This window comes from Micromonospora sp. WMMD714, assembly GCF_029581315.1.
In the GTDB taxonomy this organism is placed as follows: Bacteria; Actinomycetota; Actinomycetes; order Mycobacteriales; family Micromonosporaceae; genus Micromonospora; species Micromonospora rifamycinica.
The window spans coordinates 2865597-2888013 of sequence record NZ_CP120744.1; the positions used below are offsets into that span (position 1 = coordinate 2865597).

The 22417-nt window shown below is 71.5% G+C and carries 20 protein-coding genes; 14 read left to right on the forward strand and 6 right to left on the reverse strand.

Annotated features, from left to right (window positions below; genetic code table 11):
- Positions 1–61: 61 nt before the first annotated feature.
- From O7625_RS12865 to O7625_RS12905, 9 genes are all read left to right on the forward strand, one after another.
- Complete coding sequence (locus O7625_RS12865; RefSeq protein WP_282346076.1) at positions 62–1087, forward strand: NAD-dependent epimerase/dehydratase family protein; 1026 nt, start codon at positions 62–64, stop codon at positions 1085–1087.
- Between the two features lie 91 nt (positions 1088–1178).
- Positions 1179–2279, forward strand: a complete 1101-nt coding sequence (locus O7625_RS12870; protein WP_282346078.1) for a glycosyltransferase — start codon at positions 1179–1181, stop codon at positions 2277–2279.
- A gap of 88 nt (positions 2280–2367) precedes the next feature.
- Positions 2368–2970 (forward strand): SIS domain-containing protein, encoded by a 603-nt coding sequence (locus O7625_RS12875; protein ID WP_282346080.1) that lies wholly within the window; start codon positions 2368–2370, stop codon positions 2968–2970.
- Positions 2967–4490 (forward strand): NTP transferase domain-containing protein, encoded by a 1524-nt coding sequence (locus O7625_RS12880; protein WP_282346081.1) that lies wholly within the window; start codon positions 2967–2969, stop codon positions 4488–4490. The genes O7625_RS12875 and O7625_RS12880 overlap by 4 nt, the downstream gene beginning before the upstream one ends.
- Positions 4487–4867 carry a hypothetical protein gene (locus O7625_RS12885; RefSeq protein WP_089004031.1) on the forward strand — a complete coding sequence of 127 codons (381 nt, stop codon included), beginning with the start codon at positions 4487–4489 and terminating at the stop codon, positions 4865–4867. Before O7625_RS12880 ends, O7625_RS12885 begins: the two co-directional genes overlap by 4 nt.
- Positions 4868–4934: 67 nt before the next feature.
- Positions 4935–6062 (forward strand): Gfo/Idh/MocA family oxidoreductase, encoded by a 1128-nt coding sequence (locus O7625_RS12890; RefSeq protein WP_282346083.1) that lies wholly within the window; start codon positions 4935–4937, stop codon positions 6060–6062.
- A 93-nt stretch (positions 6063–6155) separates the two neighbouring features.
- Positions 6156–7361: a 2-epi-5-epi-valiolone synthase gene (locus O7625_RS12895; protein ID WP_282346084.1), complete on the forward strand. Its 1206-nt coding sequence runs from the start codon at positions 6156–6158 to the stop codon at positions 7359–7361.
- Complete coding sequence (locus O7625_RS12900; protein WP_282346086.1) at positions 7358–8359, forward strand: aldo/keto reductase; 1002 nt, start codon at positions 7358–7360, stop codon at positions 8357–8359. Before O7625_RS12895 ends, O7625_RS12900 begins: the two co-directional genes overlap by 4 nt.
- Before the next feature lie 33 nt (positions 8360–8392).
- Positions 8393–9391, forward strand: coding sequence for an aldo/keto reductase (locus tag O7625_RS12905; protein ID WP_282346088.1), 999 nt, complete (start codon positions 8393–8395; stop codon positions 9389–9391).
- A gap of 5 nt (positions 9392–9396) precedes the next feature.
- Here O7625_RS12905 and O7625_RS12910 read toward each other — a convergent pair whose 3' ends face one another.
- From O7625_RS12910 to O7625_RS12925, 4 genes are all read right to left on the reverse strand, one after another.
- On the reverse strand, positions 9397–11346 hold the full coding sequence (locus O7625_RS12910) for a carbamoyltransferase C-terminal domain-containing protein (RefSeq protein ID WP_282346090.1): 1950 nt from the start codon (positions 11344–11346) through the stop codon (positions 9397–9399).
- 103 nt (positions 11347–11449) lie between these two features.
- Positions 11450–12214 (reverse strand): class I SAM-dependent methyltransferase, encoded by a 765-nt coding sequence (locus tag O7625_RS12915; protein WP_282346092.1) that lies wholly within the window; start codon positions 12212–12214, stop codon positions 11450–11452.
- A gap of 77 nt (positions 12215–12291) precedes the next feature.
- Positions 12292–13320 carry a hypothetical protein gene (locus O7625_RS12920; RefSeq protein ID WP_282346094.1) on the reverse strand — a complete coding sequence of 343 codons (1029 nt, stop codon included), beginning with the start codon at positions 13318–13320 and terminating at the stop codon, positions 12292–12294.
- 29 nt (positions 13321–13349) lie between these two features.
- A complete protein-coding gene (locus O7625_RS12925; protein ID WP_282346097.1) occupies positions 13350–14243 on the reverse strand; it encodes a phytanoyl-CoA dioxygenase family protein in 894 nt (297 codons plus the stop codon).
- Between the two features lie 291 nt (positions 14244–14534).
- Here O7625_RS12925 and O7625_RS12930 point away from each other — a divergent pair, with 291 nt between their 5' ends.
- Genes O7625_RS12930 through O7625_RS12940 form a run of 3 tightly spaced genes read left to right on the forward strand, consistent with a single transcriptional unit; the run spans position 14535 to position 17310 of the window.
- Entirely contained in the window at positions 14535–15338 is an 804-nt protein-coding gene (locus O7625_RS12930) for a sugar phosphate isomerase/epimerase (protein WP_282346098.1), read from the forward strand.
- The gene (locus tag O7625_RS12935) at positions 15338–16318 is read left to right on the forward strand and encodes a Gfo/Idh/MocA family oxidoreductase (RefSeq protein WP_282346099.1); all 981 of its coding nucleotides are present in this window, start codon (positions 15338–15340) and stop codon (positions 16316–16318) included. Before O7625_RS12930 ends, O7625_RS12935 begins: the two co-directional genes overlap by 1 nt.
- Positions 16315–17310 carry a Gfo/Idh/MocA family oxidoreductase gene (locus O7625_RS12940; RefSeq protein ID WP_067302008.1) on the forward strand — a complete coding sequence of 332 codons (996 nt, stop codon included), beginning with the start codon at positions 16315–16317 and terminating at the stop codon, positions 17308–17310. The genes O7625_RS12935 and O7625_RS12940 overlap by 4 nt, the downstream gene beginning before the upstream one ends.
- A 41-nt stretch (positions 17311–17351) precedes the next feature.
- Here the strand turns inward: O7625_RS12940 and erm are convergent, their stop codons facing one another.
- Positions 17352–18155: an ErmE/ErmH/ErmO/ErmR family 23S rRNA (adenine(2058)-N(6))-methyltransferase gene (gene erm / locus O7625_RS12945; RefSeq protein WP_282346100.1), complete on the reverse strand. Its 804-nt coding sequence runs from the start codon at positions 18153–18155 to the stop codon at positions 17352–17354.
- 454 nt (positions 18156–18609) lie between these two features.
- Between erm and O7625_RS12950 the strand changes: the two genes are divergently transcribed.
- Together O7625_RS12950 and O7625_RS12955 are read left to right on the forward strand one after the other, a co-directional pair.
- Positions 18610–20646 carry a RiPP maturation radical SAM C-methyltransferase gene (locus tag O7625_RS12950; protein ID WP_282346101.1) on the forward strand — a complete coding sequence of 679 codons (2037 nt, stop codon included), beginning with the start codon at positions 18610–18612 and terminating at the stop codon, positions 20644–20646.
- Positions 20639–20803: a hypothetical protein gene (locus O7625_RS12955; protein WP_157517440.1), complete on the forward strand. Its 165-nt coding sequence runs from the start codon at positions 20639–20641 to the stop codon at positions 20801–20803. Before O7625_RS12950 ends, O7625_RS12955 begins: the two co-directional genes overlap by 8 nt.
- 7 nt (positions 20804–20810) lie before the next feature.
- Here O7625_RS12955 and O7625_RS12960 read toward each other — a convergent pair whose 3' ends face one another.
- Positions 20811–22328, reverse strand: coding sequence for an AMP-binding protein (locus O7625_RS12960; protein ID WP_282346102.1), 1518 nt, complete (start codon positions 22326–22328; stop codon positions 20811–20813).
- Positions 22329–22417: the final 89 nt, after the last annotated feature.

The window sequence follows — 22417 nt, forward strand, 5'->3', positions numbered from 1 at the left end:
ACGCAGGGGACACCGGTTTTGCCGACCGGCTCGCAGACATCGACGAACGGAGGCGTGGCGGATGCCGAAGGTGCTGGTCAGCGGATCGGCCGGATTCATCGGTGGTTACCTGGTCGAGGAGCTGCTGAGCCGGGGGCACGAGGTCGTCGGCATCGACAACTACTCGAAGTACGGTCGGGTCTCCCGCGAGTACGACCAGCACCCGGCGTACCGCTTCGTCGAGGGTGACGCCCGCGACACCGACCTCCTGTCGGAGCTGCTCACCGACTGTGATCACTTCATCGCCGGAGCGGCCATGATCGGTGGGATCTCCTACTTCCACCGGTACGCCTACGACCTGCTCGCCACCAACGAACGGATCATGGCGTCCTCCTGTGACGCCGCCATCCGGGCGCACCAGGAGGGCCGGTTGCGGAAGGTGACCTACCTGTCGTCGTCCATGGTGTTCGAGTCCACCGACCGGTGGCCGTCGCAGGAGGGTGACGAACGCCGTGTCCCCCCGCCGGTGTCGTCGTACGGCTTCCAGAAGCTGGCGGTCGAGTACTACGCCCGCGCGGCGCACCAGCAGTACGGGCTGCCGTACACCATCGTGCGGCCGTTCAACTGCGTGGGCATCGGGGAGACCCGCGCCCTCGGGCACCACGACGTCCACTCGGGCAACGTCAAGCTCGCGATGTCCCACGTGGTGCCGGACCTGGTGCAGAAGGTGCTCAAGGGTCAGGATCCGCTGCACATCCTCGGCGACGGCCGGCAGGTCCGGCACTACACCTACGGTGCCGACCTCGCCCGCGGCATCGTGGTCGCGATGGAACACCCGGCCGCGCTGAACGAGGACTTCAACCTCTCCACCGCCGAGTCCACCACTGTCGCCGAGCTCGCCGGGGCCATCTGGCGCAGGGTCAAGGGGCCGTCGGTCCCCCTCCGACTGGTCCACGACACCCCCTTCGAGCACGACGTCCAGCTGCGGGTGCCGGACGTCGGCAAGGCGGAGAGACTCCTCGGTTTCACCGCGACCACCAGTCTCGACGAGATGCTCGACGTGGTGATCCCGTGGATCGCCACCGCGGTCCGGGACGGTCGGATCTGACCCGACCGGTCCCGCCAGCGGGACACACCCTGATCCGACCGACAGCCATGGTGAGGATGGACGAGATGCGTGAACCCACAGAGGCCGGTCGATGAGGCTCGCCTTCTTCGACGACTACGGGGAGGTGCCGGGTCACCATCCGGACCACATCGTCGGCCTGGGCCGGGCGGCGCGGGCGCCGATCTACTGCCCGGACAGCTTCCTGGCGGGCCGTCGAGGGCTGACCGGGCTGATCCACCACCCGATGACCGGCGACGTGGACCGCACCCCGGGACCGGCCCGGGCCAATCTCGGCGCGGCCTGCGCGGACGCGGTACGGCAGGGAGCCGACGTCCTGGTCAACCTGTTCCTCGACGAGAACTGGGATGCCTTCCCGATCGCGCGGCACGGCATCCGGATGGCCCACACGCTGCACCGTCCGGGCGCGATCGAGGGCACCATGGGGGGCATCAACGCCGTCAAACAGGGCGACGCGGTCGGCGTCCTGAGGCGGCTCGCGGCCACCGATCCGATCGTCGTGCACACCTCGGCCGGTCTCCGTCAGGCGTCCCGCTGGATACCGGCCGACCGGATCGTCCACCTGGGCTGGCCGGCGGCGACCGAGCAGGCGATCCGGCGTCGCTTCGCCGCCGCTGCGGCCGCGCCGGCCGGCGCGGACGGCGACGAACCGTACGTCCTGCTGATCGGACGGGGGAACCGGTACAAGGGAATCCGCGTGCTGCTCGAAGCGGTCGGCTCGGGCGGACACCGGCTGCGGATCGGCGGAAAGCTGGAGGTGCCCGAGGACGCGGACTGGCTGGCCGGGACGTTCCCCCGCGCCCGGGTGACGTGGGAACCCGGGTGGGTCGACGACCATCGGCTGGACCAGCTCATCGCCGGGGCGGCCGTCGTGGTCTTCCCCTACCTGGCCGGCTTCGAGGCCCACGGCGGCGTCTCGGGCGCGCTGGTCCACGCGTTGACCTTCGCCAAGCCGATCGTCGTGACCGAGGAGTTGCGCACACAGGTGCCGGAGGTGGCCGCCAGCCTGGTGGTGCCGACCGGCGACGTCGCCGCGTTGCGGGCCGCCCTCGACCGGGTGATGGCCGATCCGCGGCGCTTCGGCCAGCCGGCGGAACTCGAGAAACACCTCGTCGACAACCACAGTTACGAACGGCACGTCGAACAAATGATAAACCGGTTCGCGGACCATTAGCCGGCGGAAGTGCGGACCCTTGCACGGGCAGTGGCCGAAGGGTAGTAAGGAGCAAGGCGGCGGGCGCCGCCGGTGAGGCTGGAATACAGTGTCAGCTCGAAACGGATCCTGGCGAGAAAGTCTGCGATGCCAGATTGAGAATCTCCAGCACACGGCCGACAATCTCGACGGGTCCGAGGTCGACCGGGCCGTGGAAATGGTGCGTCGCTGCACCGGCCTGTTGATTTTCAGCGGCGTCGGGCAAAATCTGGTGCTGGCCGACAAGGTGGCCTCGACGTTCAGCTCGCTGTCCCTGCGGGCGGTCAGCGCCGACCCCGTCGCGGCACTGCACGGCGGCATGGGCCTGTTCCGGCCGGAGGATCTGCTGATCCTCATCTCCAAGAGCGGTGAGACGCCGGAACTCCTCCGTTTCCTGGACGCGTGCCGGCAGGTCGGCCACTCCAACACGCTCGCCATCCACTCGGCCCCCGGCTCCACGCTGGCGACGAGCTGCCGCGGCGGGGTCCACGTCCCGATGGTCAGCGAGGCCGACCACCTCGACCTCGCGCCGACCGCCTCCTCGGTCTGCTTCCTCGGCCTGCTCCAGTCGCTCGCCGCCGAACTCGCCAGCGCGGCGGGGCTGTCGGAATCGGCCTTCCGCAGGACCCACCCGGGCGGCACCATCGGCCTCGGACCGGTGCGGGTCAGATGAGGCTGGACGAGATCCCCTCGGTGATCGTGCAGGCCGGTGGACGTGGATCCCGGCTCGGCCGGCTCACGGCCAACAAGCCCAAGTGCCTGCTGTCGGTCGACGGCGAGCCGCTGCTCTACCGGCTCTTCCGCCAGCTGCCCCGGGCCCGGTTCGTGATCGTCGCGGACCACCACGCCGACGTGCTGGCGGCGTACCTGGCGACGGTGCCCCCGAAGGTCGACCACGTCGTCGTCCGGGCGACCGGCGAGGGCACCCTGAGCGGGCTGTCGACGGCGGTGTCCGTCGTGGACGACACCTCGGCCTTCCTGATCCTCTGGTGCGACCTGTTCTTCGCGGAGTTCCCCACCGCCGAGCTGGGCGACCGGGTGCTGGTCGGCCTGAGCGACCGGTTCCGCTGCCGGTGGAGCGTCGACGACCGGGGCCGGCTGGTCGAGGTCGCGTCGGACCGGCGCGGGGTGGCCGGCCTGTTCGCGGTCCCGTCCCGGAAGCACCTGCCCGAGCTGCCGGAGCAGGGCGAGTTCGTCCGGCACCTACGGACGTCGTCGACCCCCGTCGACACCGTGGTGGTGCCCGGGATGCGGGAGTTCGGCACCCTGGAGGCGGTGCGCGGGTACGCGGAGGAGCACGGGGGGCAGACGGCCCGCTTCTTCAACGAGGTGGAGATCCGGGACGAGGTGGTGGTCAAGGCGGCCCGGCTGCGGCAGTACGACCACCTCATCGAGGCCGAGGCGCGCTGGTACGAGACGGTTACCGACCTGGGGTTTCCGCACGTTCCACGGTTGCGCGGCCGGTCGCCGCTGACGATCGAGCGTATCGACGGCGTCCACCCGTTCGACCTGGACCTGACGCCGGACGGCCAGGCGCGGGTGGTCACCGGCATCATGGACTGCTTCGCGCGGTTGCACGCCCTCAGCCCCGCGCCACCCGACCCCGAGTCGGACCGGATGGTCTACCACGAGAAGACGGTCAGCCGGCTGGCCTCGGTCCGCCGGCTGCTGCCCAACGTCGACCGGCCCTCGCTGGTCATCAACGGGCGCACCTGCCGCAATCCGCTGCACCCGCGCCACGCGGACTGGTTCGCCGCGACGATGGACCGGCTGCCCGCGGTCGACCACGCGCTCGTCCACGGAGACCCGACGTTCTCCAACACCCTGGTGGACCGGGCCGGTGGCATCTGGCTGATCGATCCGCGGGGGACGTTCGGCCGGGCCACCTGCTATGGCGACCCCCGCTACGACTGGTCCAAGCTGCTGTACTCGGTCGAGGGGAACTACGACCAGTTCAACCGCCGGAACTTCGCGCTGACCGTCGCCGGTGACGTCGTCACGCTGCGGATCGCCTCGAACGGGTGGGAACGGCAGGGGCCGCTCGTCCGGGAGCGCACCGGGTGGTTCGGCAGCGACGTCGACGTCATCCACGCCCTCATCTGGCTGTCCCTGACCGGGTACGCGCTGGACGACGTGGATTCCGCCATGGGCGCCTTCTACCAGGGCGTCTACCTGCTGGAGAAGGCGGCATGACAGGACCCAGGCTGACGCTCAGCGAGCTGCCCAAGGTGTGGATCGTCGACCTCGACGGCGTGGTGTTCCGGCACAACGCCTACCTCGGCGGCGACGACGAGGTCCTCGACGGCGCGGCCGGCTTCTGGGCGCAGATCGCCCCGGACGACGTCGTGGTGGTGATGACCGGTCGTCCGGAGAGCGAGCGGGCCCGGACCCTCGACCTGCTGGCCCGGCTCGGCCTGCGGGTGGACCGGGCGATGTTCGGGCTGCCGCTGGGGGAGCGGGTGGTCGTCAACGACGCCAAGCCCTCGGGGCTGCCGACCGCGTACGCGGTGAACCTGCCGCGCGACCGGGGCCTCGGCGGGCTGCGCGTCGACATCGACCCGGCCCTGTGACGGCGGGTCGTCCCACGGGAGGAGCATTCCATTGATCAGTTCAAATCCCGTAGGTAGGTTCGGAGACGTGGGGGACGACATCGTGCGGGCACCGGCCGATCCCGTCGGGGTGGCCATGGTCGGCAACGGCTTCATGGGCCGGGCACACACACTCGCTCTGGTGGTCGCGGGCCTGCTGGTGCCGGACCTCCCGCCGGTGGAGCTGCGGTCGCTCTCGGGCCGTGACCCCGGCCGGACCCGCCGGTCCGCCGCGCAGTACCGCTACCGGGAGGCGTTCACCGACTGGCGGGCGCAGCTCGACGGTCCGGGGCTGTCGGCCGTGGACGTGGTCCTGCCCACCGAGCTGCACCACGCCGCGACGATGGCCGCCATCGGGGCGGGCCACGCCGTGCTGTGCGAGAAGCCGCTGGCCGCGACGGCGGCCGACGCCTACGAGATGTGGCGGGCGGCGGAGGCGGCCGGGGTGGTGCACATGTGCGGCTTCAACTTCCGCTTCGCGCCCGCCGTCCGGCTCGCGCACGATCTCGTCGCCGCCGGGGAGATCGGTGAGGTGGTCGCCTTCGACGGCTCCTTCCTGGAGTCCATCGGCCTGCCGGAGCACGACGCCGACGACGTCGCGGTGTGGCCGCCCCCGCCGCAGGACGGCGCGCTGCTGGGTCTCGGGCCGCACATCCTGGACCTGGCGCTCTGGTTCGCCGGTGAACCGACGACCGTGCAGGCGCAGCGGGGCAAGCTCAACCCGTCCCCGGCGGTGCTGGACGACTTCTTCAGCGGGACGTTGCAGTTCCGCTCCGGTGCACACGGCACCGTGCGGGGCTCCCGGGTGGCGGGCGGGGTCACCAGCGAGTGCCGGTTCACCGTCACCGGCACCAAGGGGGCGCTGCGCTGGGAGTCACCGCGACTCAACGAGCTGTGGAGCATCACCCCGGGGCACCGGGCGACGCTCATCGAGGTGACCCGGCCCACCGACCCCTTCATGGCGATGTGGTGGCCGGAGCCGGGCCATCCGATCAGCTGGACCGAGACCTTCACCCATCAGGCCGCGCACTTCCTGCGCGCGGTGGCGGGCCGCACGTCGGTCCGGGAGTCGGCCGCGGACTTCGAGGACGGGTACCGCTGCGCGCTGGTCGTCGACGCCCTGTCGGCCGCCGCCGACTCCGGTCGGCCGACGGCGCTCGCCCGGCCGGCGGGCTGACCGCTCGACACCGGCACCGACGAGACGGTGGCGCCCATCCCCGTCGGATACCGGTGGGCGACTGGCCCGTAGTCCAGAGGGAGGACAGCCGAAGTGCCGATTGCGACCGATGGCGACTGGATCACCGCCACGTCCGTGGCGGAGGGGCGGACCTGGCGGGTCCGGTTCGTCGACGACCTGCTCCGGGCCACCCCGGAGGCGGTGCCCGACCTGTTCCGGCTCAGCGACCCGGTGTACGCCACCGCGAACGCGCCCGGCCGGCGCGCGGTGATCATCGACCGTACCGTCCGGAGCCTCTTCGGCAGCCGGTTCGCCGGCCTCTTCGAGCGGTTCGGCATCGACCCGGTCTGGATCGAGGCCGACGGCGGCGAGGAGTCCAAGAACCTCACCCAGTACAGCGAACTGGCCGCCCGGCTGCTCTCCCTGGACCTGGACCGGCGGAGCCAGCCGTTGATCCTCATCGGCGGCGGCACGATCACCGACATCGGCGGGTTGCTGGCGGCGACGCTCTACCGCGGCATGCCGGCGGTCCGGATCCCGACCACCCTGCTCGGCCTCTGCGACGCGGGCATCGCGGCCAAGGTCGGGGTCAACCACGCCGGCGTCAAGAACGCGCTGGGCACCTTCGCCCCGGCCCCGTTGGCGCTGCACTGCCTCGAACTGTGCGCCACCGAGAGCGAGCGGCACACGGCGGCCGGCCTGGCCGAGATCGCCAAGGTCGCGCTCACCGAGGACGTCGCGCTGTGGCACATGCTCATCTCGCACGGCCGGGAGCTGCGGGAGCGACGCATGCAACATCCGGTCGGTCGGGAGGTGCTCTGGCGGGCGATCCTGCCGATGCTCACCGAGCTGGCCGACAACCTCCGGGAGGCCCGGCTGTGGCGGACGATGAACTTCGGGCACTCCGTCTCACCGACCTTCGAGATGGCCCCGGGGTCCACCCTGTCGCACGGCGAGTGGGTCGGGATCGACATGGCGCTCTCGGTGGTCCTCTCCATGCAGCGGGGCAACCTCGCCCCCGACCTGGGCCTGGAGATCCTGTCGGTGCTGGGCCGCACGCTGGGGCTCCCGCTCTGGCATCCCCTCCTGGCCGATCCGGGTCTGCTGCGGTCCGCCCTGCGGTCGACGACGGCGTTGCGCGGCGGGCGGCTCCGGCTGCCGGTGCTGCTCGACATCGCAAAGGTCGAGTTCGTCGACGACGTCGACCTCGGCGACCTGGAACACGCGGCGACGGAGCTGCGGTCGCACTCCGCCGAACTCGGCTGTTCCGCCACCCGCGACGAGGAGGTGATCGGGTGAGGTACCGCACGATCGGCCGGGATCCGGCCACCCGGCGGACGGTGAGCGTGCTCGGCCTGGGCGCGATCAAGTTCGGGAGCGCCGTCGACGAGTCGACCTCGTTCGCCATCCTGGACCGGTACGTGGCGGCCGGCGGAACCTTCGTCGACACGGCGAACAACTACGCGTTCTGGCTGACCGGCACCCGCGGCGGCGAGAGCGAGAGCGTGCTGGGCCGCTGGCGCCGGTCCCGGGGCGTCGGCGACGAGATCACGATCGCCACCAAGGTCGGCGACCGGCCGGTGGCCGACGGGCTGAGCCTGGACGAGGTCGCCAAGCCGAGCAACGTCGAGGGGCTCGCGCCGGCGGTGATCCGCCGGGCCGCGCTGGACAGCATGGAGCGCCTCGGCACGGACCGGCTCGATCTGCTGTACGCGCACCAGGAGGACATGGCCGTCCCCCAGCAGGACGTGGTGGAGGCCTTCGCGGGTCTGGTCGCGGACGGGTCGGTGGGTCTGCTCGGCGTGAGCAACCAGTGGGCGTGGCGGGTGGAGCGGGCCCGCGCGCTCGCCGCCGCCGCCGGTGTCCCCGGCTACGAGGTGCTCCAGTACCAGCACAGCTACCTGCGCAGACGGTCGGACACGCCGGGGTTCCGCACGGTGGACGGCCGGCCCGGCAACGCCGGTGGGGACCTGCTGAGCTACGTCCGCGCGCACCCGGAGCTGACCCTGGTCGCCTACTCGGCGGTGCTCGGTGGCGCGTACGCCCGGGGAGGAAGGCCCACCGATCCCGACCTGGACCACGCGGGCACGCCGACCCGGCTGGCCGCCCTGCACCGGGTCGCCGAGGAGGTCGGGGCGACGGCGCACCAGGTGGTGCTCGCCTGGCTGATCGGCGGTGAGGTACCGGTCGTCCCGCTGGTCGGCGCGTCGTCGGTGGCCCAGCTCGACGAGAGCCTCGCCGCCGTCGACCTGGAGCTGACCCCACGGCAGCGCGCGACCCTGGACGCTGCCCACTGACCGACGTCTCCGCACGCAGACGAGGGTGGACTGATGCGCTATCGACAACTCGGGGGTTCCGGGGTCGAGGTCTCGGAGATCTCGCTGGGACTGGTGTACGCCGTCGGCGTCGACACCGACCTCATCCGTCGCTGCACCGAGGCGGCGTTCGACGTCGGCATCACCTTCTTCAACACCGCCAACGCGTACGGTCGGGGCGCGGCCGAGGCGGCCTGGGGGGAGATCCTCACCCGGCACCCGCGGGACTCGTACGTCCTGGCGACGAAGGTCTGGGGCCAGATGTCCGACGACGAGGCGGACCGGGGCCTGTCGGCGGCCCAGATCGCCAAGCAGATCGATGCCTCCCTGCGCCGGCTGCGGGTCGACCACGTGGACCTGTACCAGGCCCACCGGTTCGACGTGACCGTCCCGCTCGAAGAGACCGTGGCGGCGTTGCGGGAGGTGGTCCGGCAGGGGAAGGCCCGGTACCTCGGCTTCAGCGAGTGGACCACGGAACAGGTCGAGGCGGCCGTCGAGATCGGCGGGCCGGACCTGTTCGTGTCGTCGCAACCGCAGTACTCGATGCTGTGGCGGGCGCCGGAGGCCGAACTCTTCGCGCTCGGTGCCCGCCACGGCATCTCGCACGTCGTGTGGTCGCCGCTCGCCGAGGGCGTCCTGACCGGCAAGTACCGTCCCGGGCAGGCGCCGCCGCCGGGCTCCCGGGCGGCGGGCGAACTGCGGAGCGGTTCGATGGATCCGCTGCTGTCCGAGCGTACGCTCGCCGCCGTCGAGCGGCTGCGGCCCGTCGCCGCCGCGGTCGGGCTGACCATGTCGCAACTGGCCCTGGCCTGGGTGCTCCGGCGCACCGAGGTGGCCTCGGCGATCACCGGAGCGAGCCGCCCCGAGCAGGTGCACGCCAACGCCGCCGCCTCCTCCGTCGCCCTCGGCGCGGACGTCCTCGCCGCGATCGACGACGCCCTGGGGGACGTGCCGGTCACCGGCCCGGTGCTCGCGCCGCTGGCCGAGGCCGGTGTGCGGCGGCGCGGCCGGTAGCCGGCTCAGCCGCCGTCGGCCGGGCGGGCAAGGTAGACCAGACCGCGCTCCTGGAGGTCGGCGACGAGGTGCACCGCGTCCTCGGTCGTCCACCCCGGCAGCGCGGCGGCGAGGTCGGCGATGCTCCGTCGGGTGTCCATCAGGGACAGCACCGCGTACTCCTCGGCGGAGAGCGTGGTGAGGTGGCCGGTCTTCTTCTGGCACTGGTAACGGGGCTCGGTCGCCGCGCCCCCGTCGTTGCCGACGGTCGCCCGGATGGTCAGCGACGTGGCCAGCCTGGGCACCAGCCGTTCCGGGTGCTCCGCGGTGCGGGCGACGTACTTGGTGATCCGGTGGCCGTCGAGGTACAGCACGTCGAGGTTGCAGCCGAGGAAGCATTCCAGGGCGTCGTCGGGTGTCTCCACCACGGGTTCGCCCCGGATGTTGAACGACGTGTTCAGCACCAGCGGCAGGCCGGTCAGTTCGTGGAACCGTTCGATCAGCCGGCGGTAGCTGCCGGCGTGGTCTGGGTCGACGGTCTGGATGCGGCAGGTGCCGTCCACGTGGCAGACGCTGGCGATCACGTCGGCCTGCGACGGCCGGACCTGGACGACGGTCATCATGAAGGGGTCGTCGTCGGGTGCCTCGAAGTAGTCACCGACGTGTTCGGAGAGCACCGACGCGGCATAGGGGCGGAAGGGCTCGCGGAACTTGACCAGCGCGTTCAGCCGGTCGCGCATCTCGGGCGGGCGGGGGTCGCAGAGGATGCTGCGGTGCCCGAGCGCCCGCGGGCCGAACTCGCTGCCGCCCTCGAACCAGCCGACGAACCTGCCGTCGGCGATGTCCTGGGCGGCCTGCCCGGTGAGGTCGGTCACCGGGCGGGCGTCGACGAGGACGTCACGGCTGGTGACCGCGCGCTGCATCTGCGCGGTCGTGTAGGAGTGCCCGTGGTAGTTGTCGTAGGCCTTCCACCGCACCCGGCGTCCGGTGCGGCGGTGGTGCCCGTACAGGGCGGCCCCGATCGCCACCCCCGAGTCACCCGACGCCGGCGTCACGAAGAGGTGGTTGAACGGGGTGTCCCGCAGGATCATCCCGTTGGTCACGCTGTTCAGCCCGACGCCGCCGCTCACGCACAGCTCGTCGGCCCCGGTGAGTTCGTGCAGTTCGCGGCAGAGGTACAGCACCGCGCGCTCCAGCTCGGCCTGCACCTTGGCGGCCATGTCCCGGCAGATGTCGTCGAGGTGCGCCGGTTCGGCCGAGCGGGGCGGCACCTTGGTGATCCACTCCGTGTCGATGACCAGCCCGTCCGGCGTGTACTCGATGATCGGGTCGGGGAACCGGGACGCGTCGCCGTAGGGCGCCAACCCCATCGTCTTCCCCGCGTGCATCATGTGCCCGAAGATGTACTCGGAGGCCACCGAGTACATGTGCCCGAGGCTCGGGAAGCGCAGGAACGGGTCGCTGGAGGCCCACAGGCCCCAGCGCTTGCGCACCAGCGTCAGCTCCTCGTCGTCGCGCACCACGTACATCGACTCGGACTCTTCCATCTCCGAGAACGGCGGCGGCGGACCCAGCATCGGGCTCTGCCGGCGCTGGTACTCCCCGTAGTGGTAGCCCGCGCCGTCCAGGATCAGCACCGCCGGCCGGTGCAGGGACGAGGCCATCCAGGCGTAGTAGGCGTGCAGCAGGTGGTGCGACGGGTTGACCACGAGGTCCCCCGTGAAGCCGGCCTGACGGACGAGCAGGCCGGTGTCGTCCTTGACGTACTCGTTGATGACGACCGTGTCGACCGCGGTCAGGTCGGCCAGGCCGGCGGAGCGCAGGCAGTAGTCGACGGCGCGGTGCGGATAGCCCTCGTAGTGCTTGGTACGGGCCAGCCGCTCCTCCGGGACGGCCACCGCGATCTCACCGTCGACGAGCAGGCAGGCGGCGGCGTCGTGCGCCGAGTTGATACCGAGAACGATCGTCCTGGACACGGGATACTCCCTCGCACTCGTGCTGACCCGGCGTCGGGGGACCGGACGGCTTGACTGGGACGGTCACCGCGGATCCGGGCGGCGACCCACCGACGAGTCCGGCTCAGCTGCCGAACTCCGCACCGAAGCGCTCCCCCTTCCTGCGGACGACCTCCAGGGCGGACGGGTCGGTCGCGAACGCCGCGATCACCCTGGCCAGCGCGGGTGACGGATCGGCGGTGAGGAACCCGATGCCCGACGGGGTGGCGTGGAGCATGCTGCCCTGCCAGCCGGACTCCTCGACGATGGTGTCGAAGCCCGCCTGCAGCCCGGTGTACTGGACGTCGTGGAAGAGGACCATCGCGTCCGGCGTGAGGAGCGGGCGCAGCGCGCGGTACTCGGCGACGATCTGGTCGCTGGTGTGGTGGCCGTCCACGAAGGCGAGATCCACCTGCCCGCCGAGGTGCTTCTCGACGGTGGCGGGAATGTCGACAGGTGACGTTCCCCGGACCGGGGACACCCGGTCGAGGCCGAGTCGGCCGGCGATCCGGGCGGTCAACTCGAGCCCCTCCAGGGAGAACCGGTCGGCGGCCGAGTCCAGCCCGACCACCCGTGCCTGGGGTTGTGCCAGCGCGAGCGCGAGCGTGCTCCAGCCGAAAGAGTTCCCGATCACCAGGATCGACTCGGCCGGTCGGACCGCGGCGAGGCACTCCAGCAGGTAGATCTCCGGCAGCGAGATCCCCAGTCCGTCCGCCACCTCGACGCCGTCGCGGACGAGCCAGGTGAACGGGACGCTGTGCAGATTGTGGAACACGGTCGGGTTGAGGCCGGTCGAAACTGCATAGCCCTCCGCCGCATAGGCGGCGACCAAATTGTCGAAGACTGGCATGTGCTGAGCTTAATCAATGCCAGGCGGCAAGCCCAGAGTCGGCGGGACCACCCTGCCGGGGGCATCGACGGCGCTGCTCACGGCGTCGACTCGGTATGCTTCCGAGGGGATTCGAGCCATTGTCCGACGGCGGCCAGCTCGGCCGACAGATCGGCGTCGGTGTCCAGTGAGTTCTCGCTTTCGTGGACGTTCACCCCGCCCATCGCCCGTAGCGAGTAGCACTCCCGGACAGGTCGGCGCGAATAGGGATACCGGGTCCGGGGATACAGGACGTACTGGGGCAGCTCCGGGGTGCAGAAGGTGATGACGTCGGCCAGACCGCTGCGGGCGCAGACCGCGCGCTCGCAGCTGCTCGCCAGGGCCACGACCTGCGCCAGCGGCAGGTGACCCACGGCGACGACCGATCCCGCGCCACCCGGTGCCCCACCGGCGGGCGACGGCGCTTCGGCGCCGTTCCAGTAGACCTGCCAGCCGGCTCCGACGAGACGCGCCGCCAGCTCGGTGAAGAACCGCTCGCCGGCCGCGCCGAACTTCAGGGTGAAGGCGCCGGGCGCGATGAAGGCGGTGCGCCCGACGGCCCGCTGCCGGAGCGGCCGGACGGCCTCCGCGGCCCCCGCCGGGACGGTGAGCCGGGGGAGCCGGCGCAGTGCCGGCGGGGTGCCGCTCAGCCGGTACTGGATGTCGAGCGAGTGGTACCGGGACCAGAGGGCGTCGCACCAGGCACCCGGCTGGCAGAGCACGAGGGCGTCCATCGCCGGGGTCAGCGCCTTCGCCGCGGCCAGTTGCTCCTGGTAGGTGAGCGCCCAGGGTGGCTTGTCGGTATAGCCGTCGAGCAGGGCCACCGCGTCGTAGTCCGGGTTGAAGGCGACCGCCGAAGCGTACTTGCGGTCGGTGAGCAGCGTGATCTCCGCCGGTGCCCCCCGCAGCCGGATGGCCCTGGTGACCGCGGAGTTGATGGCGATGTCACCGAGCGAGTCCGGGACGACGAGGGTGATCCGCTCCACCGGCTCCCGGCGGAAGGCGTGCACCGACCTGATCAGCCCGGTCCGGTACCGGAGGTGCTGGACCGACCGCCTGGCCAGACCGGGGGTGTGTGGCAGCCGCACCGGCGCTCCCTACCTGCTGTCCGCGGGTCCTACGCCAACCCCAGCCAGGACCGGTCCGCGTGGGGGTAACGGCCGATGTAGGCCTGCTTGATCTCGTCGGTCCAGTAGCGGTGGTCGGGGGCCGGGAAGCCGAGCATGTCCAACTGCCGCCGGCTCGCGTTCTCGACGAACGAGATCCATTCCGCGTCCTCGGTGAGGATGCCGCGTCCCGGGCCGGCGACCCAGTTCGCCTCCGCCCGTCGGAAGAACGACAGGAGCATGTACCGCGACGCGCCGTCCCGCTTGAGGTCGGTGGCGCGGTGGAAGGTGTCGATGTCGAAGGCGATGACGGTGCCCCGGGGCCCCACGCCGGGGATCTCGGCCTCGTAGAACTCGGGGTGGGCGTCCCGGGGGGCCAGGTGGGGGTGCATCGGCACGCCCTCGGCGAGCCGGTTGTCCACGAACATGGGCGGGCCGTTCCCCTCGTCCACGTCGGACAGCAGGATGAAGTACTGGACGTGCGCGAACTCCGGGTCCTGGGACGCGATGACGGGGGTGTGCCCGCGGTAGTCGCGGTGGTGGTCCTGGTCGTAGGACGCCCCGGCGTACTTGACCCAGGCGTGGCCGTTGTACATACGGATGTCCGGGCTGCCGAGCAGGATCTCGGACAGTTCGATCAGCTTCGGGTGCACCGCGAACAGGCTCAGCTCGGTGCTGGGGTACGGCCAGTCGACCAGGCCGGCGCGGTAGTTCGTGCGGTGCGACTCCTGGAACTCCGCGGAGCCGTTCACGAAGGCGTCCGGCCCCGGAAGGGTGTCGTGCAGCGTGCCCAGAACGGGGGCCAACTCCTCCTCGGTGAAGAATCCCGGAAGAATCGAATAGCCGAGCTTCGGATATTCGGCAATTGCTTTTGCGATGAGAGTAGAGTGATACTCACTGCTCATGGCGGCCCCCTGTCGTTATTTCGCGCCGGGTGCGGTGAGCCTACATTCGTGCCAATGGCGAGTCAAGGTGCCGTCGCGTTCACCGAAAGTCGTGAGTGAATATGTAGGGCCAATCGCTGAGTGTCTCGCCGGCGGGACGGACCGCGCGCCGCGCCGGCCGCCGGGCGGTCCACGGCGCGCGTCCGGCATCCGGCCGTCGCGATGTTGACCAGTGGTGGACGTGACCCTACTGTCGCCTCAGGAGCACCCGACGGTCCATCGCCCTGCCGCGAGGACGAGCTAAGGGGCGGTATGCAGGTTTCCTGTTCCACCATCGGGTTCGGCGTGCTCCCGATCGGGGATGCGCTCGACCGTATCGCCGCAATCGGGTTCACCGAGGTCGAGATCGGCGTTCTCGGCGATTTCTGCCCGCATCTGGACCCATTGGCGCCCATCGCTGAAACGGTCGCCCGGAGCGCGGCGCTGTTCGACCGCTGCGGCCTCCGCCCGGTCGCGTTGAATTCAGCGCCCCGCATCTATTGCGACGACCCGGCCGACCCGGACCAACTGCTCCGGGTCGCCGACCGCCTGCTGGAGCTGGCCGCCGGGCTGCGCTGCGAGCTGATCCTGGACGTCGGCGAACGGGAGGACACCGACGCCGGACTGCGCCGGGCCGCCGCCGTGGCGGGTGAGGCGTTCCGCCGGGGCCGCGACCGGCACGGCGTCACCGTCAGCGTCGAGGCGCCGCATCGGGGGATGAACGCGCAGACCGTCCCGGAAGCGCTCCGGCTGCTGGAGATCGCCGGCGAGGACGCCCTCGGCATCACCTACGACACCAGCCACGCCACCTGCGGCGGGACGCCGGCGGCGGAGGGGCTGCGGCTGATCGGCGACCGGATCACCCGGGTCCAGGCCCGCGACCACCGGGACGGCGACGTCCACCACACGCCGGGCGACGGTGAGTACGACTGGCCGGCGCTGGCCCGCTTCCTCGCCGCGAACCCCCGGCCGGTCTGCCTCGAACTGGAGTTCGACGGCCGGCTCACCCCCGACCAGGTCGCTGCCGAGAGCGGCCGCGGCCGGGAGTTCCTGCACCGGCTTCTGCGGTCGCCGTGATGCGCGTCGGCGTCGTCGGCTGTGGCCGGCATGCGACCTCGGTGCTGCTCCCGGCCCTGGTGCAGCTCGGCTTCGACGTGGCCGCCGTCTGTGCCCGGCGGCTGTCCTCCGCGCAGGCCGCGGCGGCGAGGTTCGGCGCCCGGGCCGCCTACGCCGACCCGGCGGAGATGCTCCGGCGCGAGGGGGTGGAGGCCGTGGTGGCCTGCCTCCCCCCGTCGGTGTACGGCGAGGTGATCCGGGCCTGTGTCGAGGCACGGGTTCCCGTCTTCGCCGAGAAGCCGGGCGCCGGCGGATCGGCCGAGGCGGGCCGACTCGCGGCGCTGAGCGCCGAGGCCGGTGTCCCGGTGATGGTCGGCTACATGAAGCGGTTCGCGCCGGCCTACCGGCAGGCCCGGGCGGCGCTGGCGGATCCCTCGTTCGGGGCGCCCTCGCTGGCCACCTTCACCTTCGTCATGGGTGACATGGGCGTCGGCCTTGACGACTACCTGGTCGACAACCCGGTGCACCATCTCGATCTGGCCCGGTTCCTGCTCGGTGAACTCCACGACCTGCACGTGACCCGGGGACGCAGCGACGGCGGTCGGCACGCGCTGTCCGTCGCCGCCCGGGCGGAGTCCGGCGCGGTGGTCAGCCTGCAACTCGGCACCACCGGGAGCTGGCAGCAGCACAACGAGTCGGTGGAGGTGTTCGGGTCGGGCAGCTCGGTCCTGGTCGACAACGTGGACACCTGCGTGCTGCGGCCCGCGGAGGGCCCCGAGCAGCGGTGGCGGCCGAACTACTCCATCCCCGACCAGGTGAACACGACGGTCGACACGATGGGTTTCGGTCCGGCGCTGCGGCACTTCCAGGATGTCGTCCGGGGTACGGCGACCTGCGAATCCGACCTGCACAGCGCGGCCCGGACGCTGGCCCTGGTCGACGTGATCGGCGACCGGCTCGGCCCCGGCCGGCAAGCACCACCGGGGGAGGCGCTCGGATGACCACACGGGTGAGGCTCGGTCTGGTCGGCTGCGGCAGCCACGCGTGGATGGCGATCCTGCCGGCGCTCCGGTTCGCCCCCATCGACCTCGTCGCCGTCTGCGACACCGACCCGTCCCGCGCCGAGCGGGTGGCGCAGGCCTACGGCGCGTCCGCCCGCTACACCCGCCACCAGGACCTGCTCGCCGCCGAGGAGGTCGACGTGGTGGCGGTCGTCGGCCCGCCCGGCCTGCACCACTCGGTGGGGCTGGACGTCCTCGCCGCGGGGCGGCACCTGTTCGTCGAGAAGCCGCCGGCGATGAGCTACCGGGCGGCGTGCGAACTCGCCGCGGCAGCCGGTGACCGTCAGGTCATGGTCGGCTTCCAGAAGCGGTACGCCCGCGCCTACCAACTCGCCCGGCAGGCCGCCCTGGGCGCGGACTTCGGCCGGCCGTCGATGCTCCGGCTGAACTACTCCCACGTCCGGACGGCACCCCTGCTCGACCACCTCGTCTTCATGAGCATCCACGCGCTCGACCTGGCCCGCTTCTTCATGGGGGACGTCGTCGCGGGCACGGTCCACCTGTCGGAGCGCGACGGGCAGCACGTGATCGCGTTGACGCTGGAGCACTCGTCGGGTGCGGCCTCCATGCTGGCCCTGTCCGCCCTGGAGCCGCGCCTGCAGGAGACCCTCGAACTGGCCGGCGACTCGACCCTGCTCCGGGTGCGGGACCTCACCGAGCTGACGGTCGAGCGCGCGGCCCCGCTGTGGGCGGACGCCGACGGCACCACCCCCGCCATGATGCAGTCGTGGCGGCCGGACTTCACCATCCCCACCGACCACAACAACAGCCTGGTCCTGCAGGGCTACGCCGGCGAGATGATCGAGCTGGCGGACGCCGTGCTCAGCGGCCGACCGGTCGGCGGCGACATCGGCGACGCGGTGCAGGCGATGCGCCTGGTCGAGGCGTTGCGCCACGCGCCGCCCGGTTTCTCCCGGCTCGACCTCGACTGACCGCGCCCGGACCGGAAGGCCGTGCCGGGGCGGCGGGTCGCTCACCTGCGGGCGTCGAGCGAGGCGAAGATGTCGAGCCACTCGGACGGGTGCACGAAGGCGACCACCCGGTCCCGCTCCACCCCGGCGGCGGCGAACGCCCTGGCGACCCGGGCGGCCGGGAACCGGCGGGCCAGCGAGGCGTACAGGCTGCCGCCGACGCCGGTGAAGCCGAGTTCGACCATGCTCTCGTAGGCGCGCAACCTGCCCTGGGGCACCAGCGGACGGCTGCGCTGGGTGAGCTGGAGGACCCCCGCGTCGACCTTCGGCACCGGGCGGAACTCGGTACGGGGGATGCGGCCGCACAGCTCCCAGGAGAACAGCGGCCAGGTGCGTACCGTCAGCAGGCTCCAGCGGCCGAAGTCGCCGGTCCGCTTCCGCGCGTACTCCAGCTGGGTGATGAAGGTGGCGTTGTCGAGGGCCAGCGCGTCCAGGCACCAGTCGACCACCGGGGCGGTGATCGAGAACGGCACGTTGCCGATCACCTGGAACGGTTCGTCCGGCGGCCGGACGGAGAGGAAGTCGCGGCCGATCACGGTGACGTTCTCGTGGGGGGCGAGCGACCGCTCCAGCCGGGTCAGGAAGACCGGGTCGATCTCGAAGACGTCCAGCTCGCGGCAGCGCGGCGCGGCGGCGCGGCTGATGACGCCCTCGCCGCCCCCGACCTCCAGCACCAGGCCGCGCGGGTGCAGGTCCGCGAGGTCGACGAACCAGTCGGCGGTCGCCGCCGAGCGCAGGAAGTTCTGGGACAGCTCACGCCGTCTGCGGTCCCGGTCCCGGTGCGGCGGCACCCGGTCGTCCCTCACGTCGTCGATCTCCCCTCGGGTGGCTTCCGGAAGATCGCACGATCTCGGGCAAGCAACGTGCCGACCCGGTCCTGAGGTGGCCGAACGCCGCCCATTTTAGCGTGGCGGCACCGCCGGCCCCGGGGGAACCCCGGCGGCGGGGTGCCGGGTCGTCGCCGAACCGGAACCCGGTGGCCGGCAATTCGACCAGCGTCGATCGAACCTTGACCGGTCGCAGCTGTTGTGCCACGGTGGGTTGACACGGTCCACGACGCCGATCGGCCCAGCGGGAACGCCGACGCTGTCCCCCGGTCCGGTGTCTTCCACGGCACGCAGTCGTCACCCTGGTGCGGTGACACCGGCCTTTTCCCGGTTCGGCTCGACCCACACATCACCCGGAGCACCGAGTCACCGTTCCAGACTGAGGAGACGTGGCCATATGGGACAGCCCTCACCGACCGGTAAAGCCAATGTCGTGCTGGTCTCGGCACCTTTCGGCCCACTCCTGCTGCCGTCACTCGGCCTCAGCCTGCTGAAATCCGCCCTGGTCCAGGCCAACGACGACGTGAACGTCGACATCCTGTACCTGACGATCGAATTCGCCAAACGGATCAGCCCACAGTTGTACAACCGCATCACCGACGGTGACTCGACCTGCAACCTCCTCGGTGAATGGGTGTTCGCCGACGCGCTGTTCCCCGGGCACGCCACCGCCAGGGACTACGTCGACAACGTCCTGCGGTTCGGCGAGACCTGGACCATGCCCGCGGAGGGCGGCGGCCGGGTGCTGAACGAGGACCTGATCAGCCAGCTCGTGGCCGCCCGGGAGCTGGCGTCGGACTTCGTCGGGGACAGCGCGGCCCGCATCGTGTCGATGGCGCCGGACGTCGTCTGCTTCACCACCGTGTTCGACCAGAACATCGCCGCACTGGCCGTGGCCCGCGCGGTCCGGGAGCTCAGTCCGCACACCCCGATCATCTTCGGCGGCGCGAACTGCGAGGGGGTGATGGGCCACCAGCTCGTCACCGAGTTCCCGTGGGTGGACGCCGCCGTGTCCGGTGAGGGTGAGGTCGTCTTTCCGCAGATCATCCGCCGGATCATCGACGGCGAACCGTTCGGGGACCTCCCCGGGGTGCGGCAGCGCAAGGCCCCGAACGCGCTGGCGCTCGCCGCCCAGTACTCCGTCGCGCCCGGCGTCAAGGTGATGGACGACCTGCCGGAGCCGAACTTCGACGACTACTTCGTGCAGTTCGCGGCCGCCGGGTTCGACGGGGCCGAGAAGCCCGGGCTGCTGTTCGAGACGTCGCGGGGATGCTGGTGGGGGCAGAAGCACCACTGCACGTTCTGCGGGCTCAACGGCGCGACGATGCGGTTCCGGAGCAAGTCGAGCAGCCGCGCGCTGCGGGAACTCGACACGCTCACCGACCGGCACCCCGGTCTCGCCGTCACGGTGGTCGACAACATCCTGGACTACGCCTACTTCCAGGACATGATTCCCGAGCTGGCCCGCAAGGCGAAGGGCCTCGACCTGTTCTACGAGGTCAAGGCCAATCTGCGTCGACCGCAGCTGGAGGCGCTCCACGAGGCCGGCATCCGGACGCTGCAACCCGGCATCGAGAGCCTCGCCGACGACGTGCTCACCCTGATGCGGAAAGGGGTCCGCGGCCTGCAGAACGTGCAGCTCCTCAAGTGGTGCAAGGAGCTGGGGATCACGGTCTTCTGGAACATCCTCTGGGGTATCCCCGACGAGTCGCCGGACGACTACACCACGATGGCCGAGATGATGCGCAAGCTGAGTCACCTGCCCCCGCCCACCTCCGTGCGGCCGGTGCTGCTCAACAGGTTCAGCCCGTTGTTCGAGCAGGCGACGAGCTTCAAACTGGCGAACATCCGGCCGGTGCCCGCGTACCGGTACATCTACGCGCTCGACGACCGGGCCGTGTCCAACCTCGCCTACTTCTTCAACTGCGACTATCTCGACCGGCCGGGCAGCAGCAACTACGCCGCCGAGGTGATCGAGGTGGGCCAGAGCTGGACCGACTCCTACGAGGCCGGCAGCGACCTCTTCTACGGTCTGGTCGACGACCGGACCGTCATCTGGGACCTGCGCCCGGAGGCGGTGCAGCCGTTGACCGTTCTCGACCGGCCGCTGGCCACCGCGGTGTTCCTGGCCTGCGACTCGTACCGCAGCCTGAGTTCGGTGCACAAGGCGGTGGTGGAGGAGCACCCGGGGGTCGGCGAGGCGGCCGTCGAGGACGTCCTGGCGCACCTGATCGACCGGCGGCTGGTGGTCACCGACGGCAAGGCGTACCTCGCCCTGCCGCTGCGGCTCGGGCCGTACACGCCCACCGCGAAGACCATGCAGCGGTTCCGGGAGGTGCTGCGCGGTCTGGCCGACGAGCGGGACGGCCGCTTCGTGCTCGGAGCCGACGTGGTCGACCGGGCGACCCTGCCGGGCGGACGCCTGCCCTCGATGACCGGGGTACGCGCCCGGGAGGAGATCCATGCCTGACCCGCTGCTGTCGCCGACGGACTTCCGGTTCACCGCCGACGGGGAACTCGTGGTGCACTGGCCGACCACACCGCCGGACGGCCGGCCCGACCGGGCGGAGGGAGCGGCCGGTCCGGCTCCGCAGGCGTCGGCGACCACGACGGGCGACGACGGGTAGCGCTGCCTCAGCCGAACCCGGATACCAGGTCGGCCACCCCCCGACGGTCGACCTTGCCGGCCGGGGTGACCGGAATCCGGTCGACCACCCGGATCCACCGCGGGGTCTTGAAGGCCGAGAGCCGCTCGCGGCAGTACGCGAGCACGGCGCGCTCGTCCAGCGTCACGCCGGGCCAGCAGGTGACGACGGCGACCGGACGGGCACCCAGCCGGTCGTCGGCCACCCCGGTCACCGCGGCGTCCATGATGCCGGGACACCCGACGAGCACCGCCTCGACCTCGGCCGGATAGACGTTCTCGCCGGCCACGTTGATCATGTCGACCCGTCGTGGTTCGAGGTAGAGATAGCCGTCCTCGTCGAGGCGGCCACGGTCGCCGACGCTGCGGAAACCGTCCGGAGAGGTGGCCAGCCGGGCGTCGCCGCCGAGGTAGACGGCCGTGGGCGGGGTACCCAGACTGCGCAGGAACACCGTGCCGACGGCCCGCCGGGGCACCGGCCGCATGGCCTCGTCCAGGATCCGGATCCGGGTGTAGAAGCCCCGGCCCACCGTGCCCGGCCGGGCCAGCCACTCGGCGCCGGACGCGACGGTCAGGCCGAGCCCCTCGGTCGCCCCGTAGATCTCGAAGACGTGCTCCGCGCCCACCCAGTCGATCCACCGCCGTCTGACCGACGGCGGGCAGGACGCCGACATGTGCAGCACGGCGCGCAGGCTGCCCAGGTCGGCCGGGTGCTCGTGCAGCCAGGCCGCCAGGTGCTGGAGCTGGAACGGGGTGGCCTGCATCCACCGCACCCGCTGCTCCTCGATCAGCCGGGCGGCGATCGACGACGCGTACCGGGACGGCACGACGAGCCGGTTGCCGTCGACCAGGCCCCGCACGAAGAACGTCAGCGGGGCGGCGTGGTGCAGCCGCCCGGTGACCAGTTGGGTCTGGTCGGCCCGCCACGCCAGCCGGCTGGTCACCTGGAGGTGCTCGTGGACCGCCGGCCGGCGGATCGTGGTGTCCACGACCAGCTTGGGGCGGCCGGTGCTGCCGCCGCTGGCGAGGACCAGTGCGTGCGGGGGCACGGCGGCGCGCGGCGGCGCTCCGGCCAGCGCCGGCAGGTGTCCGGGCGGACGGCGTTCGTCGACAGTGCCGTCCCCGGCCACCGGCACGACGAGGCCGAGACCCGCGCCGCGGAGTTCCCGGCGCACCGCCGTGCGCTCCCGCTGCGGCGCGGACGGGTCGACCAGCACCACCGGGAGCGCCGTACGCAGGGCGGCGACCAGCCAGAGCAACGCGGCGGCGCTGCGCCCGGCCGGCACCTCCACGGCACACGGCCCCCCGGCCCGGGCGGCGACGACCTCGTCGAGGTGCTGCGCGAGCCGGGCGGTACGCCGCTCCAGGTCCCGCCAGACGAGGGTGTTCCCGGCGGATCCCGGGTCGATCACCAACGCCTCGGCCGACGGCATGGCCAGGGCGGCGGCCCGCAGCGCGTGGTCGACGACGGACCCCCGGTCCGACGCCCCACCCACGGAGCCGGTCATCAGCGTCGCCGTCCCCACCCTGTCGCCGCCGTCACGCCTACCGACCTGATCCCACGACCCTATGCACCGGCCGGTCGGCCGCCAAGACA

Bases quoted from the DNA above. Each gene is read 5' to 3' on its own strand.
- O7625_RS12865 (WP_282346076.1), top strand. From the start codon at position 62: ATGCCGAAGGTGCTGGTCAGCGGATCGGCCGGATTCATCGGTGGTTAC.
- O7625_RS12870 (WP_282346078.1), top strand. From the start codon at position 1,179: ATGAGGCTCGCCTTCTTCGACGACTACGGGGAGGTGCCGGGTCACCAT.
- O7625_RS12880 (WP_282346081.1), top strand. From the start codon at position 2,967: ATGAGGCTGGACGAGATCCCCTCGGTGATCGTGCAGGCCGGTGGACGT.
- O7625_RS12885 (WP_089004031.1), top strand. From the start codon at position 4,487: ATGACAGGACCCAGGCTGACGCTCAGCGAGCTGCCCAAGGTGTGGATC.
- O7625_RS12905 (WP_282346088.1), top strand. From the start codon at position 8,393: ATGCGCTATCGACAACTCGGGGGTTCCGGGGTCGAGGTCTCGGAGATC.
- O7625_RS12915 (WP_282346092.1), bottom strand. From the start codon at position 12,214: ATGCCAGTCTTCGACAATTTGGTCGCCGCCTATGCGGCGGAGGGCTAT.
- O7625_RS12925 (WP_282346097.1), bottom strand. From the start codon at position 14,243: ATGAGCAGTGAGTATCACTCTACTCTCATCGCAAAAGCAATTGCCGAA.
- O7625_RS12930 (WP_282346098.1), top strand. From the start codon at position 14,535: ATGCAGGTTTCCTGTTCCACCATCGGGTTCGGCGTGCTCCCGATCGGG.
- O7625_RS12935 (WP_282346099.1), top strand. From the start codon at position 15,338: ATGCGCGTCGGCGTCGTCGGCTGTGGCCGGCATGCGACCTCGGTGCTG.
- O7625_RS12940 (WP_067302008.1), top strand. From the start codon at position 16,315: ATGACCACACGGGTGAGGCTCGGTCTGGTCGGCTGCGGCAGCCACGCG.
- O7625_RS12955 (WP_157517440.1), top strand. From the start codon at position 20,639: ATGCCTGACCCGCTGCTGTCGCCGACGGACTTCCGGTTCACCGCCGAC.
- O7625_RS12960 (WP_282346102.1), bottom strand. From the start codon at position 22,328: ATGACCGGCTCCGTGGGTGGGGCGTCGGACCGGGGGTCCGTCGTCGAC.